Annotated in this window: 17 protein-coding genes; 12 read left to right on the top strand and 5 right to left on the bottom strand. The window is 67.5% G+C overall.

Annotated features, from left to right (window positions below):
- Window positions 1–7 precede the first annotated feature (7 nt).
- Together purN and purM are read right to left on the bottom strand one after the other, a co-directional pair.
- Window positions 8–652 carry a phosphoribosylglycinamide formyltransferase gene (gene purN / locus ACV7JP_RS16810; protein ID WP_457796799.1) on the bottom strand — a complete coding sequence of 215 codons (645 nt, stop codon included), beginning with the start codon at window positions 650–652 and terminating at the stop codon, window positions 8–10.
- An 8-nt stretch (window positions 653–660) separates the two neighbouring features.
- On the bottom strand, window positions 661–1,725 hold the full coding sequence (purM, locus tag ACV7JP_RS16805) for a phosphoribosylformylglycinamidine cyclo-ligase (RefSeq protein WP_457796798.1): 1,065 nt from the start codon (window positions 1,723–1,725) through the stop codon (window positions 661–663).
- 364 nt (window positions 1,726–2,089) lie between these two features.
- Here purM and ACV7JP_RS16800 point away from each other — a divergent pair, with 364 nt between their 5' ends.
- The 8 genes from ACV7JP_RS16800 (at window position 2,090) to ACV7JP_RS16765 (ending at window position 13,442) form a co-directional block, all read left to right on the top strand.
- The gene (locus ACV7JP_RS16800) at window positions 2,090–2,803 is read left to right on the top strand and encodes a DUF1013 domain-containing protein (RefSeq protein WP_457796797.1); all 714 of its coding nucleotides are present in this window, start codon (window positions 2,090–2,092) and stop codon (window positions 2,801–2,803) included.
- A gap of 60 nt (window positions 2,804–2,863) precedes the next feature.
- Window positions 2,864–3,364: a coiled-coil domain-containing protein gene (locus tag ACV7JP_RS16795; RefSeq protein ID WP_457796796.1), complete on the top strand. Its 501-nt coding sequence runs from the start codon at window positions 2,864–2,866 to the stop codon at window positions 3,362–3,364.
- Window positions 3,365–3,457: 93 nt separating this feature from the next.
- Complete coding sequence (locus tag ACV7JP_RS16790) at window positions 3,458–5,116, top strand: acyl-CoA synthetase (RefSeq protein ID WP_457796795.1); 1,659 nt, start codon at window positions 3,458–3,460, stop codon at window positions 5,114–5,116.
- 184 nt (window positions 5,117–5,300) lie between these two features.
- Window positions 5,301–6,251, top strand: a complete 951-nt coding sequence (locus ACV7JP_RS16785; RefSeq protein ID WP_457796794.1) for an outer membrane protein — start codon at window positions 5,301–5,303, stop codon at window positions 6,249–6,251.
- 171 nt (window positions 6,252–6,422) lie between these two features.
- Window positions 6,423–7,421: an AAA family ATPase gene (locus tag ACV7JP_RS16780; protein ID WP_457796793.1), complete on the top strand. Its 999-nt coding sequence runs from the start codon at window positions 6,423–6,425 to the stop codon at window positions 7,419–7,421.
- Between the two features lie 106 nt (window positions 7,422–7,527).
- The gene (locus ACV7JP_RS16775; RefSeq protein WP_457796792.1) at window positions 7,528–8,463 is read left to right on the top strand and encodes a DUF58 domain-containing protein; all 936 of its coding nucleotides are present in this window, start codon (window positions 7,528–7,530) and stop codon (window positions 8,461–8,463) included.
- Window positions 8,463–11,246: a DUF4159 domain-containing protein gene (locus ACV7JP_RS16770; RefSeq protein ID WP_457796791.1), complete on the top strand. Its 2,784-nt coding sequence runs from the start codon at window positions 8,463–8,465 to the stop codon at window positions 11,244–11,246. Before ACV7JP_RS16775 ends, ACV7JP_RS16770 begins: the two co-directional genes overlap by 1 nt.
- A 117-nt stretch (window positions 11,247–11,363) precedes the next feature.
- Entirely contained in the window at window positions 11,364–13,442 is a 2,079-nt protein-coding gene (locus ACV7JP_RS16765; RefSeq protein ID WP_457796790.1) for a hypothetical protein, read from the top strand.
- A 7-nt stretch (window positions 13,443–13,449) separates the two neighbouring features.
- Here the strand turns inward: ACV7JP_RS16765 and ACV7JP_RS16760 are convergent, their stop codons facing one another.
- Complete coding sequence (locus ACV7JP_RS16760) at window positions 13,450–14,694, bottom strand: class I SAM-dependent methyltransferase (RefSeq protein WP_457796789.1); 1,245 nt, start codon at window positions 14,692–14,694, stop codon at window positions 13,450–13,452.
- Between the two features lie 386 nt (window positions 14,695–15,080).
- On the opposite strand from ACV7JP_RS16760, the gene ACV7JP_RS16755 reads away from it, so the two are divergent.
- Together ACV7JP_RS16755 and ACV7JP_RS16750 are read left to right on the top strand one after the other, a co-directional pair.
- Entirely contained in the window at window positions 15,081–16,193 is a 1,113-nt protein-coding gene (locus tag ACV7JP_RS16755) for an anhydro-N-acetylmuramic acid kinase (protein ID WP_457796788.1), read from the top strand.
- Window positions 16,194–16,462: 269 nt separating this feature from the next.
- Window positions 16,463–17,050 (top strand): redoxin family protein, encoded by a 588-nt coding sequence (locus ACV7JP_RS16750; RefSeq protein ID WP_457796787.1) that lies wholly within the window; start codon window positions 16,463–16,465, stop codon window positions 17,048–17,050.
- Between the two features lie 159 nt (window positions 17,051–17,209).
- Here the strand turns inward: ACV7JP_RS16750 and ACV7JP_RS16745 are convergent, their stop codons facing one another.
- Entirely contained in the window at window positions 17,210–17,884 is a 675-nt protein-coding gene (locus tag ACV7JP_RS16745; protein ID WP_457796786.1) for an alpha/beta hydrolase, read from the bottom strand.
- Between the two features lie 334 nt (window positions 17,885–18,218).
- Between ACV7JP_RS16745 and ACV7JP_RS16740 the strand changes: the two genes are divergently transcribed.
- Entirely contained in the window at window positions 18,219–19,310 is a 1,092-nt protein-coding gene (locus ACV7JP_RS16740; RefSeq protein ID WP_457796785.1) for a hypothetical protein, read from the top strand.
- Window positions 19,311–19,423: 113 nt separating this feature from the next.
- Here ACV7JP_RS16740 and ACV7JP_RS16735 read toward each other — a convergent pair whose 3' ends face one another.
- On the bottom strand, window positions 19,424–20,539 hold the full coding sequence (locus ACV7JP_RS16735; protein WP_457796784.1) for an IS4 family transposase: 1,116 nt from the start codon (window positions 20,537–20,539) through the stop codon (window positions 19,424–19,426).
- Window positions 20,540–20,941: 402 nt separating this feature from the next.
- On the opposite strand from ACV7JP_RS16735, the gene ACV7JP_RS16730 reads away from it, so the two are divergent.
- Entirely contained in the window at window positions 20,942–21,487 is a 546-nt protein-coding gene (locus tag ACV7JP_RS16730; protein WP_457796783.1) for an RNA polymerase sigma factor, read from the top strand.
- Window positions 21,488–21,616: the final 129 nt, after the last annotated feature.

The following is a 21,616-nucleotide window of genomic DNA, read 5'->3' as shown; positions in this document are numbered from 1 at the left end:
CCTCAAATCAATTCGGCGCGATCAATCTGTCGCCGCTCTCCGGCAGCGCTCCCAGCACGCGATTGCCGTCAATCCGCACCGCGCCGGACGCGACGAGCCGAAGCGCCAGCGGATAGATGACATGCTCCTGTGACAGAACGCGCGCGCCGAGCGTCTCCGGCGTATCGCTGTCGAGAACCGGCACGGCCGCCTGCGCGACGATTGGCCCCTCGTCCATTTCGGGCGCGACGAAATGCACCGTGCAGCCATGAATCTTCACGCCGTCGGCGAGCGCGCGCTCATGCGTATGCAGGCCGCGATAGGACGGCAGCAAGGCAGGGTGGATGTTGAGCATCCGCCCGCGCCACTGATTGATGAACCAGGGCGTGAAGAGGCGCATGAAGCCGGCGAGGCAGATGAAGTCGATGCGATACGTCTCGAGCACGATCTGCAGCGAGCGCTCGAACTCCTCGCGGCCGGCGTAGATTTTATGGTCGACGGCGGCGACGGCTATCCCTGCGGCCCTAGCTTTCGCAAGGCCCGGCGCGTCGGGGCGGTTGGAGAGGACGAGGACGATCTCCGCCGGAAAGTCCGGGGCGCGCGCGGCGGCGATCAGCGCGTCCATGTTGGAGCCGCGGCCGGAGATGAGAATGGCGGTGCGCAATCGGGTCATGTCGGGGGCTACAACCCCAGCGCCCCGTTCATCGCGACGCGCTCGCCGCCCCTGGCTTCGATCGCCTCGCCGATCCGGACCGGCTTTTCGCCGACGTCATGCAGAACCGTCTCGACCTCGTCGGCGCCTTCTCTGGCGGCGAAAACGACCATGCCTATGCCGCAGTTGAAGGTGCGCAGCATCTCATATTCCGCAATTTCGCCCGCCCTGGCGAGCCATTTGAAGACGCGCGGGACCTCGAAGGCGCCGAGATTCAGCGAAACGCCGACGCCCTTGGGCAGCACACGGGGAAGATTGTCCGGAAAGCCGCCGCCGGTGATATGCGCCAGCGCCCGGATATGGGGCGTGCGCTTCAGGGCGGCGAGCAGGGGCTTCACATAGATGCGCGTCGGCTCCAGCAGCGCGCGGGCGAGGGTCATTTCCGGCGCGAAGGGCGCGGTGGCGCTCCAGGACAGGCCCGTATCCTTCACGATGCGGCGAACGAGCGAGAAGCCGTTTGAATGGACGCCCGAGGAGGGCAGGCCGAAAGCCACGTCGCCGGCCTGGATCTCGCGCGGGAGGAGACCCTTGCGTTCGGCGGCGCCCACGGCGAAGCCGGCGAGATCATAATCGCGGCTGGCGTAGAGGCCGGGCATTTCCGCCGTCTCGCCGCCGAGCAGCGCGCAGCCCGCCAGGACGCATCCGTCGGCCACGCCCTTGACCACGGCGGCGGCGACATTCGGATCGAGCTTGCCGGTGGCGTAGTAATCCAGGAAGAAAAGCGGCTCGGCGCCCTGCACGACGAGATCGTTGACGCACATGGCGACGAGGTCGATCCCGATCGTGCCGTGCATGCCCGATTCGATCGCGATCTTGACCTTGGTGCCGACGCCGTCATTGGCCGCGACGAGCACCGGGTCGGTGAAGCGCGCCGCCCTGAGGTCGAAGACGCCGCCAAAGCCGCCGATCTCGCCATCGGCGCCGGGGCGGCGCGTCGCGCGCACGGCGGGACGGATCATGTCGACGAGCTGGTTGCCGGCGTCGATGTCCACGCCCGCGTCGGAATAGGTGAGGCCCCTTGCGTTATTTTGCATGGCGTTGTCCCGTCGGGCCCTCCCGCCCGTCGGGGGTTAATGGGCAATGCGCTTGCGGCTGTCAAATAAGCCGCTAACCGTTAGGCTTCTGTGCTTTGCACAATACTCTTTTCATCGCCGCGCGGGGTGGGGCGATATCGAAGGAGGGCAGGGGCGGCGAGGCGCGGGCCCCGCGAACACGCCTTTGGCAAGGAGCGCGCCGCGGCCGCGATTCGCAGCGCCGGGGCGCCCAATCATTGCGCTTTTGCCTGGAAACGCGTATAAGGCGCTTATTCCCATCATGGACGGTAGAGCCAAATGGGTCGCCGCGGAAAGGCGCGGCGCCGGACGCTCCCGCCATGCCCGCGACCAAGGAGATTCTCAGATGAGCAACGCCCCCTTGATGCCGAAGGCGACGGCTGTCTGGCTCGTCGAAAACACCTCGCTGACCTTCGATCAGATCGCCGAATTCTGCAAGCTTCACCCGCTGGAGGTGAAGGGCATCGCCGACGGGGAGGTCGCCGCCGGCATTCGCGGTCACGACCCGATCACCTCCGGCCAGCTCACGCGCGAGGAAATCGCTCGCGGAGAGCGCGATCCCAACCATCAGCTCAAGCTGTCCGTGTCGAAGGTCGTCGTGCCGGAGGTCAAGAAGGCGCGCGGGCCGCGCTATACGCCGCTGTCGCGCCGGCAGGACCGCCCGAACGCCATTCTCTGGCTCGTCCGCAATCATCCCGAGCTGAAGGACGCTCAGATCATGCGCCTCGTCGGCACGACCAAGGCGACGCTGAAGGCGATCCGCGAGCGCACCCACTGGAACTCCGCCGCGCTGACGCCGATGGACCCGGTGACGCTCGGCCTCTGCTCGCAGATCGACCTCGATTTCGAGGTCAACCGCGCCGCTAAGGACCGTCCGGCCGTGATCGAGGATCATGGCCAGACGCTCATGCCGGCCGCCGTCACCACGGGTCATCGCGAGCCGGTGACGACCGAAGAGGTCTTCGGCAAGGCCGCCCCGCCGCGGCCCGCCGAGGAAGACGACAATTTCGACGCCGACCGCGTCTTCGGCCGGCTGAAGGATCTCGATTTCGGGGAGTGATCCAGCGGGAGCTGAGCCTTTATTGTTGATTTGCCGCGCAGCCGCGCCTATCCTTTCGGCATGGCCGCTCCCGCATACACATTCGACCGTCTTGCCTATGTCGACCGCCTCAAGGGCGGCGGGATCGACGAAGCGCAGGCGCGCGCCCATGCCGACGCGCTGGACGCCGCGATGCGGGACACGATCGCGACGAAAGCCGACGTCGACGGGCTCGGGCGCGACCTGCGGCGCGAAATGGCGGAACTAGGAACAGACCTGCGGCGCGAAATCACGGAGCTGGGAACAGACCTGCGACGTGAAATTGCGGAGCAGGGGACGGATCTGCGGCGCGAAATCGCGGAACAGGGATCGGATCTGCGGCGTGAAATGGCGGAGTTGCGGGCCGAGTTTCGCGGGGACATGGCCGATGTCCGGCGTGAAATTAAGGCGGTCGAGACTCAGCTCGACGCGAAGATCGACACTTCCGCCGCCAATCTCAAGGTCGATATTCTTCGCTGGCTTTTCGTTTCGCAGATTACGCTGGGCGGCTTCATTTTCGCCGCGATGAAATTCACCCGCTGACAGGCCGAGCCTCGACTCTCCGGCTTGGCGCCTTCCGCGAAAATTGCATGTATAGAGGCGCGCCTCCCGTGACGCCGCCCTCTGGAGCCATTTATGACCGCATCCGCCTATGATCGCGATCTCGACCGCAACCCGGCCAATTACCAGCCGCTGACGCCGCTGACTTTCCTGGCCCGCGCGGCGGCGGTCTTTCCCGACCGGATCGCGATCATTCACGGGGAGCTGCGACGCACCTACCGCGACTTCTACGCTCGCAGCCGCCGCCTCGCGAGCGCGCTGGAGAAAGCCGGCGTCGGGCGCGGCGACACGGTCTCCGTGATGCTCGGCAACACGCCCGCCATGCTCGAATGCCATTACGGCGCGCCGATGGCCGGCGCCGTGCTCAATACGCTCAATACCCGCCTCGACGCGCCGGTCCTCGCCTTCACGCTGGACCATGCCGAGGCGAAGGCGCTGATCGTCGACAGGGAGTTTTCCGGCTTGATCCGGGAGGCGCTGGGACAGTGCGAATCGAAGCCGCTGATCATCGATTACGACGATCCGGAATATGAGGGTCCGGGCGAACGGCTGGGCTCGATCGATTATGAGGATTTCATCCTCGCCGGCGATTCCGATTTCGCGTGGGAGCCGCCGCGCGACGAATGGGACGCAATCTCGCTCAACTACACCTCGGGCACGACGGGCGACCCCAAGGGCGTCGTCTATCATCATCGCGGCGCCTATCTGCTGGCGCTGGGCAATATCCTCACCGGCGATATGGGACGGCATCCGGTCTATCTCTGGACCCTGCCCATGTTCCATTGCAATGGCTGGTGCTTCCCCTGGTCGCTCTCGGTCGCGGCGGGCACGCATGTCTGCCTGCGCCAGGTGCGCGCCGGACATATGTACGAGCTCATGGCCGAGCATGGCGTGACGCATCTCTGCGGCGCGCCGATTGTCATGTCGACGCTGCTCAACGCGACCGAGGCGGAGAAGAAGCCGCTGACGGAGACGGTGCGTTTCTTCACCGCCGCCGCGCCGCCGCCCCAGGCGGTGCTCGCCGCGATGAAGGCGGCCGGTTTCGAGGTGACGCATCTCTATGGCCTGACCGAGACCTACGGCCCGGCGGCGGTCAATGAGTGGCAGGAGCGCTGGGACGATCTCGACGACGCGGCGCAGGCCCGGATGAAGGCGCGCCAGGGCGTGCGCTACAGCGTTCTCGAGGAGCTCGACGTCATCGATCCCGAGACCATGCGGCCCGTGCCGCGCGACGGCCAGACGATGGGCGAGGTGATGTTCCGCGGCAATATCGTGATGAAGGGCTATCTCAAGAACCCGTCAGCCTCCGAGAAGGCCTTCCATGGCGGCTGGTTCCATTCGGGCGACCTCGGCGTCATGCATCCGGACGGCTACATCCAGCTCAAGGACCGTTCCAAGGACATCATCATCTCGGGCGGCGAGAACATCTCGTCGATCGAGGTCGAGGACGTGCTCTTCAAGCATCCCAAGGTCAGCGCCGCGGCGGTCGTCGCCGCGCCCCACGACAAATGGGGCGAGACGCCCTGCGCCTTCGTGGAGCTGAAGGAGGGCGAGACGGCGACGGCGGACGAGATCATCGCGTGGTCGCGCACCCATCTCGCGCATTTCAAATGCCCCCGCCATGTCGTCTTCGGCCCGCTGCCCAAGACGTCCACCGGAAAGATCCAGAAATACATTCTGCGCAACAAGGCGCGCGAGATGTGGCCGGGCGGGGCGTCGGCGGCGACGCTGTAGGCGGGCGTGCGCCTGGATCGCGCCGCGGCGGCCGGCTTGCAAGCCTGCCTGCGGAGCAGACCCATTCTTAAGGATTGATTCACGCATTTGCGCGCTATCGGCCGCATTTGATTCAAATTAACGCGATGGTGATTTCGGCGGGGCGAGGATCGGCGCCGTGAAGACGTAACCGTGCGAGCGCGTTATGAAGAAATATCTGCTCGGCGCCGCGCCGACGCTGGCGCTGATGGGCGCCCCGGCGCTCGGGGCCGATATGCCTTATTTGCGCGCTCCCCCGCCCATGGCCCGCTATGTTCCGCCGCCGATCATCACCTGGACCGGCTTCTATGCCGGCGTGAATGTCGGCGGAACCTGGAACATTTCGCCCTTCATCAAGCCCGCTCAGGACGCCGCCATGCTGCGCGTCGGTCCTCCGATAGAGGCGAATATCGCCGCGATCGCCGCGACTGCCGCTAGCGCGCAGCTCAAGGCCGACAATAGCGGCTTCGTGGGCGGCGCGCAGATCGGCTACGACTGGCAGGCGGGCGGAACGGGAGTCGTCGGCGTCGAGGCGGACGTCCAGGGATTCAGCAGGATCAAGGCGCGCTCCGACTCCGCGCTGCTCATGGACGTTCCGGGCGGCGGCGGCTTCCAGATCGGCGCCTTCACAACGGGATCGCGTTCTCTGAATTTCCTCGGCACGGTTCGCCTTCGCGCGGGCTGGCTCGCCATGCCGAGCCTGCTGATCTATGCGACGGCCGGCTTCGCCTATGGCCAGATCAGCGGCGATTACGGCGTGACGCAGGCCTATTACCCGCCGCCCATGGCGCCTTTCGCCGCGGCCGCGTGGACGGGGCAGGGCTCCTATTCGAAGATCGCCACGGGCTGGACCGGCGGCTTCGGCGTCGAGTGGATGATCTACCCGGGCGTCAGCATCAAGGGCGAATATCTGTATTATGCGCTCGGCTCGATCATGACGCCGATGGTCATACAGCGGGATCCGACCGGCGTCATGCTCGGCCCCGCCTGGCAGATCGCGACGCGTTCCTACACGAGCTATGGCGGGCACATCTTCCGCGCCGGCCTGAATATCCGCTTCAGCGACTACGGACCGGTCGCCGCGCCGGTGAAGGGCCCGATCTACGCGCGCTATTGAGCGAGCGGCGCGCCTTATTTCGCGCGCGTTTGACGGGAAGACTGTCGAGCGTCCAAAATCGCGGCGAGGATTTGTTTTCTCCCGTGAAGATGGCGCGCCCAGGACCGATGCAATCGCGGGCGCCACTTCCTATCTTCTTGACAACCGTGGCAGATGGACCGTCCCGCGCCCATGACCTCTCACAATATCGCGCCTATCGAAACCGCCGTCGCCGAATCGGCCGAGCGGGCCCTTGATCACATCGGGCGCGCCCGCGCCGCCATCGGCGCCGTCATTTTCGGCCAGGATGAGGTGGTGGAGCAGGCGCTCGTCACTATTCTGGCCGGCGGCCACGGCCTGCTCGTCGGCGTGCCGGGCCTCGCCAAGACGAAACTCGTCGAGACGCTCGGCAAGGCGCTCGGCCTCGCCGAGCAGCGCGTGCAGTTCACCCCGGACTTGCTGCCCGCCGACATTATCGGCTCGGAAGTGCTGGAGGAGGGAGCCGACCGCTCGCGCTCCTTCCGCTTCATCAAGGGGCCGATCTTCGCGCAGCTCCTGATGGCGGACGAGATCAACCGCGCCTCGCCGCGCACGCAGTCGGCGCTCCTGCAGGCGATGCAGGAACATCACGTCAGCGTCGCCGGCAAGCGCTACGACCTGCCGCGCCCTTTCCATGTGCTTGCGACCCAGAACCCGCTGGAGCAGGAAGGCACCTATCCGCTGCCCGAGGCGCAGCTCGACCGCTTCCTGCTGCAGATCGACGTGCATTATCCCGACCGCGCCAGCGAGCGCCGCGTGCTTCTGGAGACGACCGGCGACAAGACCGCCGAGGCCGCCCAGGCGCTCGACGCGGAGGAGCTGATGGCGACGCAGCGTCTCGTGCGCCGCCTGCCGGTCGGCGACAAGGTCGTGGACGCGATCCTCGATCTCGTGCGCGCCGCGCGTCCGGGCGAGGGCGACCCGGCGATCGCCAGGCATGTCGCCTGGGGCCCCGGCCCGCGCGCCGCGCAGGCGCTCATGCTCGCGACCCGCGCCCGCGCCCTCGCCACCGGCCGTCTCGCGCCCTCGCTCGACGACGTCGCCGCGCTCGCCGCGCCGGTGCTGCGCCACCGCATGGCGCTGAATTTCGCCGCGCGGCGCGAGACGACGCTCGCGGAGCTGATCGGCAAGCTCGTGTCGCGGATCGGATGATGGCTCGCTTTTCCCTCCGTCATTGCGGGCGAAGCGAAGCAATCCAGAGCCGCGCCGTCGCCCCTGGATCGCTTCGTCGCTCCGTTCCTCGCAATGACGGGCGCGGATGGAACAAGCCACGATGATCCGCCCGGTCGAAACCCGCGCCTACGATCCGGCGAGCCGCGCCCGTACGGACGGCGCCGTCGCCGCGGATCTCGCCGCGAGCCTGCCTCGGCTCGTCAATCGCGCGCATGAGATCGCGGCGAGCGTCGCCTATGGAGTCCATGGCCGCAAGCGCGCGGGGCAGGGCGAGACCTTCTGGCAATACCGCCCCTTCACGAATGGCGAGGCCGCGCACCGCATCGACTGGCGGCGCTCCGCCCGCGGCGACATGCTTTATGTGCGCGAGCGGGAATGGGAGGCCGCGCACGACTATTTCCTCTGGATGGACTGCTCGCCTTCCATGGCTTTCGTCTCGTCCCTCGCGCAGGACGACAAGCTGTCGCGCGGCGTGACGCTCGGCCTCGCGCTCGCCGACGTTCTCGTGCGCGGCGGGGAGCGCGTTGCGGCGCTGGGATTGACCGCGCCCATTTCCGCGCGCGACGTGATCGACCGTCTGGCGCGCGCCCTCTATGAGCGCGCGGCCGATACGGCCTGCGACGAATTGCCGCCCGACGCGCCGCTCCGGCCGCGCGCGCGCGTCGTGCTGATTTCCGATTTTCTCTGCGACCTCCCTGCGCTCGCGGCGCGGCTGCGTCGCTTTGCGGACTCCGGCGCCTCCGGCGCATTGTTGATGATCGTCGACCCAAGCGAAGAGAGCTTCCCCTTCGCCGGCGAGACCATGTTCCTCGACACGGATGGCGGCCCCGCCTTCCACGCGGGCGACGCGAGCAGCCTGCGCGAGGCGTACGCCCGGCGTTTCGACGCCCATCGCGAGGCGGTGCGGGAGGCCGCGCGCGGCGCGGGCTTCCTTTTCCTGCAACACCATACGGATCGCCCCACGACGGAGGCCGCGCTGTCGCTCGCCATGGGCCTGCACGGCATAGAGGAGGAGCTTTGATGGGCGGCTTCTCCTTCGCCGCGCCGCTCGCGCTCGCCGGCCTCGCGAGCCTGCCGCTGATCTATTGGCTCTTGCGCGTGACTCCGCCGCGCCCGCGCCAGATCGTCTTTCCGCCGACCAGGATTCTGCGCGAATTGCAGCGCGACGAGGAGACGCCGTCCAAGACCCCCTGGTGGCTTCTCGCCTTGCGGCTCGCGCTGGCGGCGGCGCTGATCCTCGCCATGGCGGGGCCCGTATGGGCGCCGAGCGGAGCCGCGCTCCTCTCGCGCGCGCCGATCTTGCTCATCCTCGACGATGGCTGGGCGGCGGCTCCCACTTGGGAGAAGCGGATGTCCGCCGCCGCGGGCATTGTCGAGGCCGCCGGCCGCGCCGGAGCCCCCGTGGCGTTTCAGGCGGTCTCTGAGCGGGCCGCGCCGATCCTGACCGACAGCAGACAGGCGCTCGAAAAGTTGCGTTCCGCGAGGCCCAAGCCGTTTCTGCCGGATCGCAGCGGCGCCGCCCGCAATGCGGAGGCTTTCGCCCGGGCGAATCCCACGGCCCGTATCGTCTGGGTGGCCGACGGGCTGGCGGAGGGCGGCGCCGAGGCTTTCGCCGCGACTCTCAAATCCTCCGGCGCGAGGGTCGAAACGCTGGTCAGCGACCACGAGCCGCTTGCGCTCGTCGATCCCCATAATGACGCAAGCGAATTGCGCGTCACGATTCTGCACGCCAAACGAACCGGCTCCGGGGGCGGCGGTTTCGTCGAGGCGCTCGATTCAAAAGGCCGGGTCGTCGCGAAGCGGCCGTTCGAGCTTCCTCCGAACGCGGCATATGCGGTTCCCTTCGACCTTCCGGTCGAGCTGCGCAACGACGTCGCCCTGATGCGCATCGAGGGGGAGAGCGCCGCCGGCGCCGTGGCGCTGTTCGATGCGCGCTCGAAGGTGCGGCGCGTCGCGCTGGCGGGCGGCGGCGCTTTCGACGAAGCGCAGCCGCTGCTCTCGCCCGTCTATTATCTCGACAAGGCGCTGGCGCCATTCGCGCAGATCCGGCAGGCGCGCCCCGGCGCCGTCGATCCGATCCAGACGCTGCTCGGCGAGCGCCCCAATGTCGTGGCGCTCGCCGATATCGGCCTCGCGCCGGGCGAAACCTTTGACGCCCTCGCGAAATTCGTGGAGGAAGGCGGAACGCTCGTGCGTTTCGCCGGCCCGCGCCTCGCCAATGCGGCGGACGATCTTTTGCCCGTGCGCCTGCGTCGCAACGGCCGCGTGCTCGGCGGCGCCATGTCGTGGGAAGAGCCCAAGGCGCTCGCGGAGTTTGACGCGTCGAGCCCCTTCTTCGGCCTGTCCGCCTCGACGGACGTCAGCGTCCAGCGGCAGGTGCTGGCCGAGCCCGACCCCGGACTCGCGCAGAAGAGCTGGGCGCGGCTCTCCGACGGCACGCCGCTCGTCACCGCGGAGCGGCGCGGCAAGGGGCTCATCGTGCTCTTCCATGTCAACGCCGATACGAGCTGGTCGAACCTGCCGATTTCCGGCCTCTTCGTCGACATGCTGAAGCGCATCTGCGCCATGTCCGGCGAATCCGCGCCTCTGCCGGACGAGAGCGACGCGGCCGCCGCCGCCGACCAGCGGGTTCTCGCGCCGATGAAGGCGCTTGACGGCTATGGCGCGCTCGGGGCGCCGGGGCCGAGCGCGCAGGCGATCCCCGCGCATTTCGAGGGGCCGGCGAGCGCCGAGCATCCGCCCGGGCTTTACGGCTCGGGCGACTCCTTCATCGCGCTGCAGACCCTGAGGCGGGGGGACGACATCCACAGTTTCGATTTTGCCGGCGCGGGGCTGACGGTTTCCGCGCTTGAGTCCGGCGCGCCGGTCGATTTTCGCGGGCCGCTGCTCGCCGCGGCGCTGCTCGCCTTCATCGCCGACGCCGTCGCGGCGCTTGTCCTGTCGGGGAAATTGCGCCTGAGGCGGCTCGCGACGGCCGCGAGCGCGCTCCTGATCCTTTCGGTCCCCTTCCATCCGCGCGAGGCGAGGGCGGAAAGCGACGTGAAGCCCGTCGTGACGCAGCGCGACAAGGAAGCGGCGCTGACGGCGCGGCTCGCCTATGTCGTCTCGGGCGATCCAAGGGTCGACGACGTGTCGCGTCTTGGGCTCGAAGCGCTCTCGAAGGCGCTGAACCTGCGGACTTCCTTCGCGCCCGGAGATCCGGTCGGCGTCGAACCCGCCAAGGACGAGCTCGCCTTCTATCCGATGCTCTATTGGCCGATCGTCGCCAATGCGCCGCAGCCCTCGGCCAAGACCGCGGCCAAGGTCGCCGCCTATATGAAGCAGGGCGGCACCATCGTTTTCGATACGCGCGACGCGCTCAATCAGCGCCCCGGCGACGGTCCGACGCCGGAGACGCAATGGCTGCGCGAGCTGACCAAGGGGCTCGACATTCCCGAGCTCGAAGTAGTCCCGCGCGACCACGTCATCACCAAGACCTTCTATCTGCTCGATAACTTTGTCGGCCGCTACGCGACCGGCGAGACCTGGGTGGAGGCGCTGCCGCCGGATCCGAAGGAAGAGTCGGCGAGGCCCGTGCGCGCGACCGACAGCGTCTCGGCGATCGTCATCACCTCCAACGACCTCGCGGCGGCCTGGGCGCAGGACAAGCGCGGCCAGCCGCTCTTTCCGCTGACGCCCGGCGGCGCAAGACAGCGCGAGCTGGCGCTGCGCGGGGGAGTGAACCTCGTTATGTATACGCTGACCGGCAACTACAAATCCGACCAGGTGCATGTGCGGGACCTGCTGGAGAGGCTGGGGCAGTGAGCGCGCCACACACCGTCATTGCGAGCGAAGCGAAGCAATCCAGGGGCAGCCGCGCCGCCGCTCTGGATTGCTTCGTCGCTTCGCTCCTCGCAATGACGCTAAGGAGGTGAGAGGCCTATGACCGACCTCAACCTCACCTTCGCGCCGCTGCTGCCCTGGCCGGTCCTGATCGCTTTGGCGATCGCCGGCGCCGTCGCTCTCCTCCTCGGCGCCGTCGCGGGGCAGCGCGGGACGGCCTTGCGGGCGCTGGCGCTGGGGCTGGTCCTCGCCGCGCTGACCGACCCTTCCCTCGTCACCGAGAAGCGCGACCCGCAAAAGACCATCGTCGCGGTCGTCATCGACAAGAGCGAGAGCCAGAATTTCGGCGCCCGCGCCGCGCAAACGGAAGAGGCGCGCAGGTCGCTCGAAGCCGCGCTCGCCAAATTCGGCGACGTCGAGACTCGTTTCGTCACGGTGACGAACGACTCGAGCGGCAATGACGGCACCAGGCTTTTCGGCGCGCTGGAGCAGGCGCTGAAGGACGCGCCGCCGGAACGCGTCGGCGGCGTCTTGCTCCTAACGGACGGCGTCGTTCATGACATTCCCGCGAAGGCCGAGGCGCTCGGCTTCCGCGCGCCGGTCCATGCGCTCGTCACCGGCCGGGAAAACGAGCGCGACCGCCGCATCGAGCTCGTCGAGGCGCCGCGCTTCGGCATTGTCGGCAAGGAGCAGACGATCCGCGCCCGCGTCGTCGACACCGGCGGCGACGGCGCCCGCGCGCCCATCGCCGTGCGCCGCGACGGCGAGCGATTGCCGACCTACAGCCCCGTGCCGGGCGACATCGTCAATATCCCCGTGAAGATCGCGCATGGCGGCGCCAATATCGTCGAGCTGGAGGTCCCGCCCGCGCCGGGCGAGCTGACGCTCGTCGACAATAAGGCGGTGGTCTCGATCGAAGGCGTTCGCGACCGGCTGAAAGTGCTGCTCGTTTCCGGCGAGCCGCATCCGGGCGAGCGAAGCTGGCGCAACCTGCTGCGCGCCGACGCCAATGTCGAGCTGGTGCATTTCACCATTCTCCGCCCGCCGGAAAAGCTCGACGTGACGCCCGCGAGCGAATTGTCGCTGATCGCCTTTCCGACGGCCGATCTCTTCGGGCGCAAGATCAACGAATTCGACCTCATCATCTTCGACCGCTATTCGAACCAGACGCTGCTGCCGTCGATCTATTTCGACAATATCGCGCGTTATGTCGAAAATGGCGGCGCCTTCCTCGCGGCGGTCGGTCCGGATTATGCGACGCTGCGCGGCCTCTATTACTCGCCGCTCGAAAACATTCTGCCGGCGCGCCCGGACGGAGCCCTGTTCGAGCAGGCCTTCAAGGCGCACGTCAGCAAGGACGGCGAGAAGCATCCCGTCACGCGCGGCCTGCCGGGCGCGAAAAGCGATCCGCCGCAATGGGGCGAATGGTACCGGCAGGTGGACGCCAATGTGATGAAGGGCAATTCCATCCTCGCCGGCGCGCGCGACAAGCCGCTGCTCGTGCTTTCGCATGAAGGCAAGGGCCGGGTCGCGCTGCTGCTGACGGATCAGATCTGGCTTTGGGCGCGCGGCTATGACGGCGGCGGCCCCAACGCCGACCTCACGCGCCGCCTCGCGCACTGGCTCATGAAGGAGCCGGACCTCGAGGAGGAGGCGCTGCGCGCCGAGGCGCGCGGGCGCGAGGTGACGGTCGAGCGACAGACCCTGAAGGACGAAGCCGCGCCGGCGACGGCGACGTCGCCTTCCGGCGCCCATGAAGAGATCGGCCTCAAGAACAGCGCGCCCGGCCTCTGGCGGGCGCGCTTCGACGCGAAGGAAATGGGGCTTTGGCGCTTCGAGAGCGACGGCCTGACGGCGCTCGTCAATGTCGGCCCCGCCAATCCGCAGGAGTTCCGCGAAGTGGCCTCGACGACCGAGAAGCTGGCGCCATTGGCGGAAGCGACGGGGGGCGTGGCGCGGCGGTTGAGCAAGAACAGCGACGCGGTGACCATGCCGCGCATCGTCGAGCTGCGCGACGCGAACCGCTATGGCGGGTCGGACTGGATCGGCGTTCGCCAGACGGGGGCGTCGGCGTTGGTCGGCGTCGAGACGGCGCCGCTGGGGCTCGGTCTCTGGGCGATGCTGGCGCTGCTGGGAGCGGTGGTCGCGGCCTGGGCGTGGGAAGGGAAAAGAGGGTGACCGCGGCTCACGCCGCCTTCACCAAAGCGGCCTTCAGGCTGAACCCCCAATCGCACCGCGCCTCCACGCAAGCAAAACCCGAAGCGGCGAACATCGCCTGATAGGCGTCGAGCGGAAACATCTGCTCGTTGACGCCCGCACGTATCAAATTCTTGGTCGCCTCGTCATATTGGGTGGCGACCGGCTCGCATAGCAAAAACAGGAGACCGTTCGGCTTCAGGACGCGATGGCATTCGCGCATCGCCCGGACCGGGTCTTCGAAGTGATGCAGGCTGCGACAGAAGGCCACGACATCCGCCGAAGCGGATTGGATGGGCATTTCGTTGGCGTCGAAGCGGGCGTGCACGGTCGCCGGATCGGCGCCCTTCGCCGACAGCATGGCGGCGATGCGCAGCAGGCGCACCGAAACGTCTCCATTGACGACGGCGCCGGTCCTGCCGTTCGCCCACATCCATTTCGAGAGAGCGGCGACGATGCCGCCGCCGATTTCGATGCCGATGATCGGCTCCGAACGCGAAGAAAGACGGCCGCTCAGAAATTGCGCGGCCAGCTCGTCGTCCAGCGCTTCGCTAAAAGGCCGGTCGGCGTCAAGACGAGGCAATAAAGGCGGCGCGTGCGACAAGACCTCGACTTCGAGAGTCTGCCCGCCATCCTCCAACCAGGAAACATATTCGTGCACGGGAACGACCTTCAGTCGAAGGCGCTCCCGATCATTGGGAACATCGACGGCGAGATGCGCCGTAATGGCTTGCCCGGGCTTGACGTCCACCGGCAGGGGCGTGCGGGGGCCCTCGAAATCGACGATTTCGCCGGCGGAGTCGAGCCAGTGGTATGAAAGCAGCACCGGGCGCTCGCCGTCGGAGGTGATCGTGAACGGCCCGTCGTTTCTGACGCGAACCGCCAGCCAGTGCCGCGATCCGGCCTGCATTTGTCCGGTCGCATGGATATTTCGCACCGTCAGCCGGGGATGAATGTTCGAGAAGGCGAAACGGTCGAAGAAAATCTCTTCCTCGGCGTCGAAGAAGGCGTTCCCCGTCGGCGCCAACGGCTCAAAAAGCTTCGCCGCCCGTATCTCCTCGGCGCGCAGCCCCAACCGCTCCGCGAGCGCCGAGACGATCGCCTCCTCCTTGCCGGTTTCGACTTCGCAAACCGGCTCCGTCGGCGGCGCGCGATACATGTCGAGCACGCCGTGCTCAAATTCGAGCTCGTGGCCGCCTTCGCAGAACAGACGCCCATCCTCGGCCCGGCCCATGGGAGCCCGACAGAGGCGGCAGGCAAGCACATTTGAATGGATCAATCGATCGAGCGCGACCTGCGGGGAGAAGGCGGACGTCAAACTTATTCCCTATATCGCTTAACTTCGAGAATGTTTTAAACCGTCCCTCGGCGATGGCAAGGCGATGATCGGCCCCGCCCGCCTTTCGATCTCCTGGGCAATCGGGCGAGCGGCGGTCTCGGGCGTCAGCCGCCACATACCTCCCCTTTACGGGGTCGGCGGTCGAAGACCGCCGGGTGGGGTTGGCGCCGCGCCATGCCCGGCGTTCGCCTCACTGCCCTGCGTCCATCTCGTCGCGGAGAGGCGACGGCGGATCATTCCTGCTAATCTCTCATAAAAGTTTCATCCGGAGAGATTCGCCCTTGCCCACCTATCGCGCCATCGGCCTCATGTCCGGCACCTCGATGGACGGCGTCGACGTCGCGCTCATCGAAACCGATGGCGACGCGGCCCTCTCCTTCGGGCCGACGGGATTTTGTCCCTATAGCGACGCCGATCGCGCGCTGCTGCGCAACGCGCTCGCGGAGGCGGCGACGCTGGAGGACCGCGACGCGCGGCCGGGCGTCCTCGCCTTCGCCGAGCGCATGGTGACGGACCGGCACGCCGAGGCGGTCGAAACGTTTTTGCGCGACAATTCCATCGAGGCGGGGTCGATCGGCGTCGTTGGATTTCACGGCCAGACCGTCCTGCATCGGCCCAAGCGGAAGCTCACCATCCAGATCGGCGACGGGGAGGGGCTCGCCAATCGCCTGGGCATAGACGTCGCATATGATTTCCGCGCCGCCGACATTGCGGCGGGCGGCGAGGGCGCGCCCATCGTGCCGGTTTTTCATCGCGCGCTCGTCATTGCGGGCGGCATGAAGGGCGAGGTCGCGCTGCTCAACATCGGCGGCGTGGCGAACGTCACCTATGTCGCGGACGGCGAGCCGCCCATCGCCTGCGACACCGGCCCCGGCAATGCGCTCATCGACGATCTCATGCTCCAGCGAACCGGCGCGCCGATCGACCGGCACGGACACATGGCGGCGCGCGGGCGGGTGAACGAGGCGGCGCTGCTGCGCATGCTCGCCCACCCCTTCTTCGACCAGCCGCCGCCGAAATCGCTCGACCGCAACGCTTTCGCGCTCGATCCGATCGCCAAGCTCTCCACGGAAGACGCCGCCGCGACCCTCACGGCCTTTACTGCGGCCTCGGTCCTGCGGCTCTTCCCGCATCTGCCGAACCAGCCGCAATTGCTCATCGTCTGCGGCGGCGGGGCGCGCAATCCGATCCTGGTGCGCGAATTGGTGATGCGCCTGCCTTGCAAGGTCACGACCGCCGACGCGGTCGGCTGGTCCGCGGATTCGATGGAGGCGCAGGCTTTCGCCTATCTCGCCGCGCGCGTGCTGGAAGAGCTGCCGATCACTTTCCCGACCACGACCGGCGCGTCCGAGCCGCTGCCGGGCGGGAGGCTGGCAAGAGCGGGCGCGGCGTAAAAGAGCGGCGTCGCGGCCGTCATTGCGAGAGGCCAAGCCGAAGCGATCCAGAGCCGGATGGGGCTCTGGATCGCTTCGCTTCGCTCGCGATGACGGCGGACCGGCCTTTGCGTTTCAAGCCGCCGCGGCGCTCGCCGCTTTCTCTTGAGAAGGCGCCGGCGGCAACCTCTCCGGCCGGCAGATGCGAAGGAAAGGAAGCACGAATCATTCACCACTTTTGAAGTATTCGTTTCGCGGGCGCGGTCGCGCCGGCGAAAGGGGCGACAGACATGCAATCCGACGAGAAGGCCGAGTGGTTTGCAACGAGGCGCAGCCTTATCCTGGGCGCGATCGGAATGACGGGATTGGGCGCCGCCGCCGCCGTCGTCGAACATGTCTGGAAGAAGAAAGACATCAGCGCGCGGCTCTTCAATCCGTTCTCGATCGGGAATTTCGAGCTGCCGCCCGTGCCGGGGCTGTCGAACGCCGAAGGCGGGGCCATGCCGGGCTTCTCCAGCGCCGACCTCGCGGACAAGCGGTCGCTTCTCGTCGTCTGGGCCTCCTGGTGCCCGACATGCCGGGAGGAGCATAAGCACATCGTCGCGCTGGCGAAACGCAAGCTCGCGCCCATCTACGGCGCGGATGTGAAGGACCCGCCCGCGAAAGCCGGATATTTCCTCACCAAACACGGCAATCCCTTCGCCGCCGTGGGCATGGACGAGCATGCTTATCTCCAGCGCGCGCTTGGCGCCAAAGGCGTGCCGGCGACTTTTGTCGTCGGGCCGGGTCCGGTCGTCGAATGGTCGAGCTATGAAGGTCTCGACGAAGATGTGATTGAAACGGAGATCGTGCCGAGACTGACGGCGAAAGTGGGATAGCGACCCCCCTCTCCCCGTTTTCACGGGGAGAGGGCTGGGGTGAGGGGCTAGCCGGCTCAAAAATCATTTTTTGCGGCCGCGACGCTATTGTCAGCGTGCGTCCAATATGGCTTCGCCCCTCACCCTAACCCTCTCCCCGCAGGCGGGGAGAGGGGATAATCAATCTCCCCGCGCGGGAATCGCGATCCGCGGCGGATTGCCGAGGCGCCGGTCGAGATAGGCGTCCACATGCGCGATCAACGGCTCGACCTTGTTCTCGAAGAAGTGATTGGCGCCCTCGACCACGGCGTGCTCGATAACGATTCCCTTTTGCGTCTTGAGCTTCTCGATCAGTCCGGTGACTTCCTTCAGCGGCGCCACGCGATCCTGGTCGCCATGGATGAAAAGGCCCGATGACGGGCAGGGGGCAAGGAAGGAGAAGTCGAAGCGGTTCGCCGGCGGCGCGACCGAGACGAAGCCCTCGATTTCCGGCCGGCGCATGAGAAGCTGCATGCCGATCCAGGAGCCGAAGGAGACGCCCGCGATCCAGCAGGCGCGCGCCTCTGGATTCACCGCCTGCGCCCAGTCGAGCGCGGCCGCCGCGTCCGAAAGCTCGCCGGAGCCGTGGTCGAAGCAGCCCTGGCTGCGCCCCACGCCCCGGAAATTGAACCGCAGCACGGAAAAGCCGCGCTCCGCGAAAGCGTAATAGAGATGATAGACGATCTGATTGTTCATCGTCCCGCCGAATTGCGGATGCGGGTGCAGGACGATGGCGATCGGCGCGCCGCGCGTGGCGGACTGATGGAAACGGCCTTCGAGCCTGCCTGCCGGGCCGGTGAAGATGACTTCGGGCATTGGAATTCCCTGTGGAAACGGGCGAGCGGGCTTCTTAACACGCTTGACCGCGTGAAATGCAAGGGAATTCGGCGCGCGGCGCGGCGTCGGAAAATCCTTCTCCGCCCGCGCGGGGCGCGTCGATCAAATTGATAACTAGCCTTTTTATTGATATTTTCCGCCGTCATTGCGAGCGCAGCGAAGCAATCCAGAGCCCCGGTGACGCCCCTGGATTGCTTCGCTGCGCTCGCAATGACGGCCGCGAATGAACGTCCCTCCAAAAAGCCCGTCAATTCGAGCGACACAGGCTACTAGGGGACCTCCCGCAATCAGGCCGCGCACTTAAATCCTTCTCATGGCTCTTATCTCCACGCGCGCCCGCGCGGCGCTTTCCCTCGCCCTTGCGGCGGCGCTCTTTTGGCTCGCCGCCGGAAGCTTCGCGCCCGCGCTCGACGGCCTCCGGCTTGCGGCGGCGAGGGACGATCCGGTTGCGCTCGCCGATGCGCGGCTCGACCAGACGCTCACCCCGGCGCGTTTCACGCATGAGCTCGACGCGGCGCTTGCCGCCGGCGACGAGGATCTCGCCAACAGTTTCATCGAGCTCGGCCGCCCGCGCGGTCTCGCGCCTGCCGCCGGGCAACAGGCGCGTCTCGCCGCGCTGCGCGCCAGGGCGGACGAAAGGGCCGCCGAGGATTTCGCCGAGGGCTTCCTCCATGGCGCGCGCGACAATGGCGCCGCCTTTGCCGGGGCGCTGGCGGGCGACCTTATCGGCTATGGCGATCTGCGCGACCTTTGGCGTGAAGGCGAAAAACTTCAGCGCGGGGAGGAGCCCGATCAGCTCGTCGCGGGCCTCGCGGCGGCGGGGCTCGCGCTATCGGCCGTCACCTGGTCGAGCGTCGGCGCGCTTCTGCCGGCGCGCTCGGGGCTGACGATCGTCAAAAGCGCCCAGAAGGCCGGGCGGCTGTCGCGCCCGCTGGCCAAGGCGCTGACCGGCGCCGCCGCCAAATCCGTCGATCGCGAGGCGCTGACGGTTGCTCTTTCCGCTGCGTCCAAGCTCGATCTCGCCGCCGCGCGCGCGGCCGCCGCCAAAATCGTTCGGCCGGGCGGCCTCGCGCCCCTCCGCGCGCTCGGCGACGACGCCGCCACCATCTATCGCCGCGCCGGCGCAAGCGGCGCAAGGGATGCGCTGGCTGTGGCGGAGGATGGCGCGGAGCTTGGCAAGGCCGCGCGGCTCGCCAAGGCGAGAGGCGGCGCGACGCGGGCGATCCTTGCGACGCTGGGGCGCGGAGCGCTGATCTTCGGCGGGCTCGCGGCGGCGGCGGTCGAGGCTTTGTTTGTCTTTATCGGCGCGCTGCTGGGCCTTGCAATGCTCGCGCAGCGTTTCGGCTTCTGGCTCGGACGCCGCCGCTTTTTCCCTCTCGCCGCAAGCGGGGAGAAGGCAGAGTGAGGGGCGAGGGGAGCGGCTGGCGGCTGGGGATTATTCCCGAGATCAGCTCCGTTTGGTCGTTAGAGCGGTTTTGCCCCTCACCCCAACCCTCTCCCCGCTCGCGGCTAGCAGATTCACACATCTGTGTTGGTTAGCGGCGGCGTTGGTTGGGTGACGGCGATGGCGTATTTTCCGTGCTGGAATTTGAGCCATCCGGCGAGCATGACGACGGGGCCGGGTTTTCCGTAATAGCCGGTCCAGCCGCCGAGGCGGGCGAGCACCCAGGACGCATAGGCCAGGGACCCTCGCGGATGTGGGTTCTTCTGACGCTGCGTCTTGCCTTCGAGGGTGGCGCAATAGGCTTCCAGCAGCGGTTGGTCCTTGGGCTCGAAGGCGTCGAGGAGCGGGCGCAGACGTTGCGGGTCGCCGCCGTCCCGGGCGTGGACGAGTTGTTGGATCGTCACGGCCGCGATCAACGTCGCGGCCGCCAGGGTCTGGCGCGGCGCGTCGTCTTCCATCCGCACGGCCTCGATGTCGAAGCCGCCGGTCTTCATCGTGCGGAACAACTGCTCGATCGCCCAACGGCGTCGATACAGATCGACGACCTCGAGCGCTTGCGCGAGGCGGTCGACGGGGCGCGTCGTGATCAGACGCCAATGGACGTTTTCGCCTGGGGGCGGGTCGATCTCGCGCACGTCGACGAGATGGACCGCGATCGTCGAGGGGTCGTTCTGGGCCGCGCCGTTCCGGGGCCGCGCGAGATCAAAGCGCCCATGCCGGACGGCCAGTGTCGCTTCGCGCGCCGGCCGTCCGGGCCTCGCCGGAAGCGACAGCGTCGCCCGCCCGGCCTCCTCCAGCGCATCCAGGCGCGCAAACAGTCGCTCGCCATCCTCCAGCGCGCGGTCCTGCGCGGCGCGCACGAGGAGGTGAACTCCCGGCGGGCGCCGCGCGAAGGCGGAATAAATATCGCTCTCGCGATCGGCCACGACCGTGACCTCGCGCGCCGAAGCGCAAACTTTCGCCGCCGCCGCGCCCTCCAGCCAGCGCCGGCTTTCCTTGTCCTCGATCGGCCGCTGACGCCGATCCGCCTTGCGTCCCGTCGCGCGTTCAAGGAACTGCGCGTGCGCCAGACCCACGATCGAACCGTCCTCGGCGTCGACGACGAGGGTCGGATGCAGATAGAGCCCGCCGCCGCCCCGGACTTGACGACCGTCGTGTCCTGTATCGCCAGGACCGCGCGCCCGGCGCAACGCGCCGACGCGCGCGCGGCCGCCGTGGCGAACATCTCCGCGCCGGTCACCGCCCGATTGCGAAGAAAGCGCGTGATCTTAATCTCACCGGCCCGGTCGCCGCCGAGCCGACGAATGCGTATGCCCCCGCCGCCCTCCGCCACCAGCCGGGAAAGCAGAAAGGCCCCCTTTTCCAGTCGCGCGTCGCCAAAGCGACCCAGCGTCCGTCCGTCCATCGTCCGTCCCTCCGATTCCTTCAAATGGAATCAGACGCCCAGGCCACATGCAACCAAGATGTGTGAATGCGGTAGCCGCTCGCGGGGAGAGGGGGCAAAGGCGTCTCAAAAAAAATCTGCCGGAGCCCCAAGAAAATCCCAACTCCTGCCGTCTAAGTCGCCACGGGGCTGAACATGCGGGGGCGGCTTGGCGAGCCAGGACACCGATTGCGACAGTGAGCTGGCGCGGCGCGCGGCGGCTGGCGATCGCGCGGCTTTCGCGGCCCTGGCCGAGCGCCATTACGACCGCGTGCATGCGCTCGCCTGGCGCTGGTCGGGCGCGCGCGCGGAGGCGGAGGACATCGCGCAGGAGACGATGGTGAAGATGGCCGGCGCGATCCGGAGCTTTCGCGGCGACTGCGCCTTTTCCAGTTGGGCCTATCGCATCGCCTATACGACGGCGGTGGATCACATCCGGGCCCGCGCCAGGGTCTCGCCTTTTCCGCCCACGCAAATGCTGGAGCTGGCGGAGAGCGCCGACTGCGATTCTCCCGAGGACGCCGCGATGAATCAGGATTTATGGCGCGCCGTGCGCGAACTGCCCGAGCGGCAGCGCGACGCGGTTCTGCTCGTCTATGGCGAGGACCTGTCGCATGGCGAGGCGGCGGCGGTGATGGGCTGCTCGGAGAAGACCGTGTCCTGGCGTCTGCACGAGGCGCGCAAACGGCTCAAGATTTCGCTGGAGGCGGTGTGATGCGCGCGATTTGCCGCCCGCCGGCTTTCATGCGGTTTCCGCCGGATCGCTTCGCTGCGGCGCTCCCGGCGTCATTGCGAGCCGAAGGCGAAGCAATCCAGGAGCGGCTATCGCGGTTCTGGGTTGCTT

Source organism: Methylocystis sp. S23 (genome assembly GCF_054106005.1).
The sequence above is the reverse complement of the archived record's forward strand: the minus strand, read 5'-3'. Positions and strand labels throughout refer to the sequence as shown.

Bases quoted from the DNA above. Each gene is read 5' to 3' on its own strand.
- ACV7JP_RS16775 (WP_457796792.1), top strand. From the start codon at position 7,528: ATGGAACAAGCCACGATGATCCGCCCGGTCGAAACCCGCGCCTACGAT.
- ACV7JP_RS16765 (WP_457796790.1), top strand. From the start codon at position 11,364: ATGACCGACCTCAACCTCACCTTCGCGCCGCTGCTGCCCTGGCCGGTC.
- ACV7JP_RS16795 (WP_457796796.1), top strand. From the start codon at position 2,864: ATGGCCGCTCCCGCATACACATTCGACCGTCTTGCCTATGTCGACCGC.
- ACV7JP_RS16750 (WP_457796787.1), top strand. From the start codon at position 16,463: ATGCAATCCGACGAGAAGGCCGAGTGGTTTGCAACGAGGCGCAGCCTT.
- ACV7JP_RS16780 (WP_457796793.1), top strand. From the start codon at position 6,423: ATGACCTCTCACAATATCGCGCCTATCGAAACCGCCGTCGCCGAATCG.
- ACV7JP_RS16770 (WP_457796791.1), top strand. From the start codon at position 8,463: ATGGGCGGCTTCTCCTTCGCCGCGCCGCTCGCGCTCGCCGGCCTCGCG.
- ACV7JP_RS16785 (WP_457796794.1), top strand. From the start codon at position 5,301: ATGAAGAAATATCTGCTCGGCGCCGCGCCGACGCTGGCGCTGATGGGC.
- ACV7JP_RS16790 (WP_457796795.1), top strand. From the start codon at position 3,458: ATGACCGCATCCGCCTATGATCGCGATCTCGACCGCAACCCGGCCAAT.
- ACV7JP_RS16740 (WP_457796785.1), top strand. From the start codon at position 18,219: ATGGCTCTTATCTCCACGCGCGCCCGCGCGGCGCTTTCCCTCGCCCTT.
- purM (WP_457796798.1), bottom strand. From the start codon at position 1,725: ATGCAAAATAACGCAAGGGGCCTCACCTATTCCGACGCGGGCGTGGAC.
- ACV7JP_RS16745 (WP_457796786.1), bottom strand. From the start codon at position 17,884: ATGCCCGAAGTCATCTTCACCGGCCCGGCAGGCAGGCTCGAAGGCCGT.
- purN (WP_457796799.1), bottom strand. From the start codon at position 652: ATGACCCGATTGCGCACCGCCATTCTCATCTCCGGCCGCGGCTCCAAC.
- ACV7JP_RS16760 (WP_457796789.1), bottom strand. From the start codon at position 14,694: ATGGGCCGGGCCGAGGATGGGCGTCTGTTCTGCGAAGGCGGCCACGAG.
- ACV7JP_RS16800 (WP_457796797.1), top strand. From the start codon at position 2,090: ATGAGCAACGCCCCCTTGATGCCGAAGGCGACGGCTGTCTGGCTCGTC.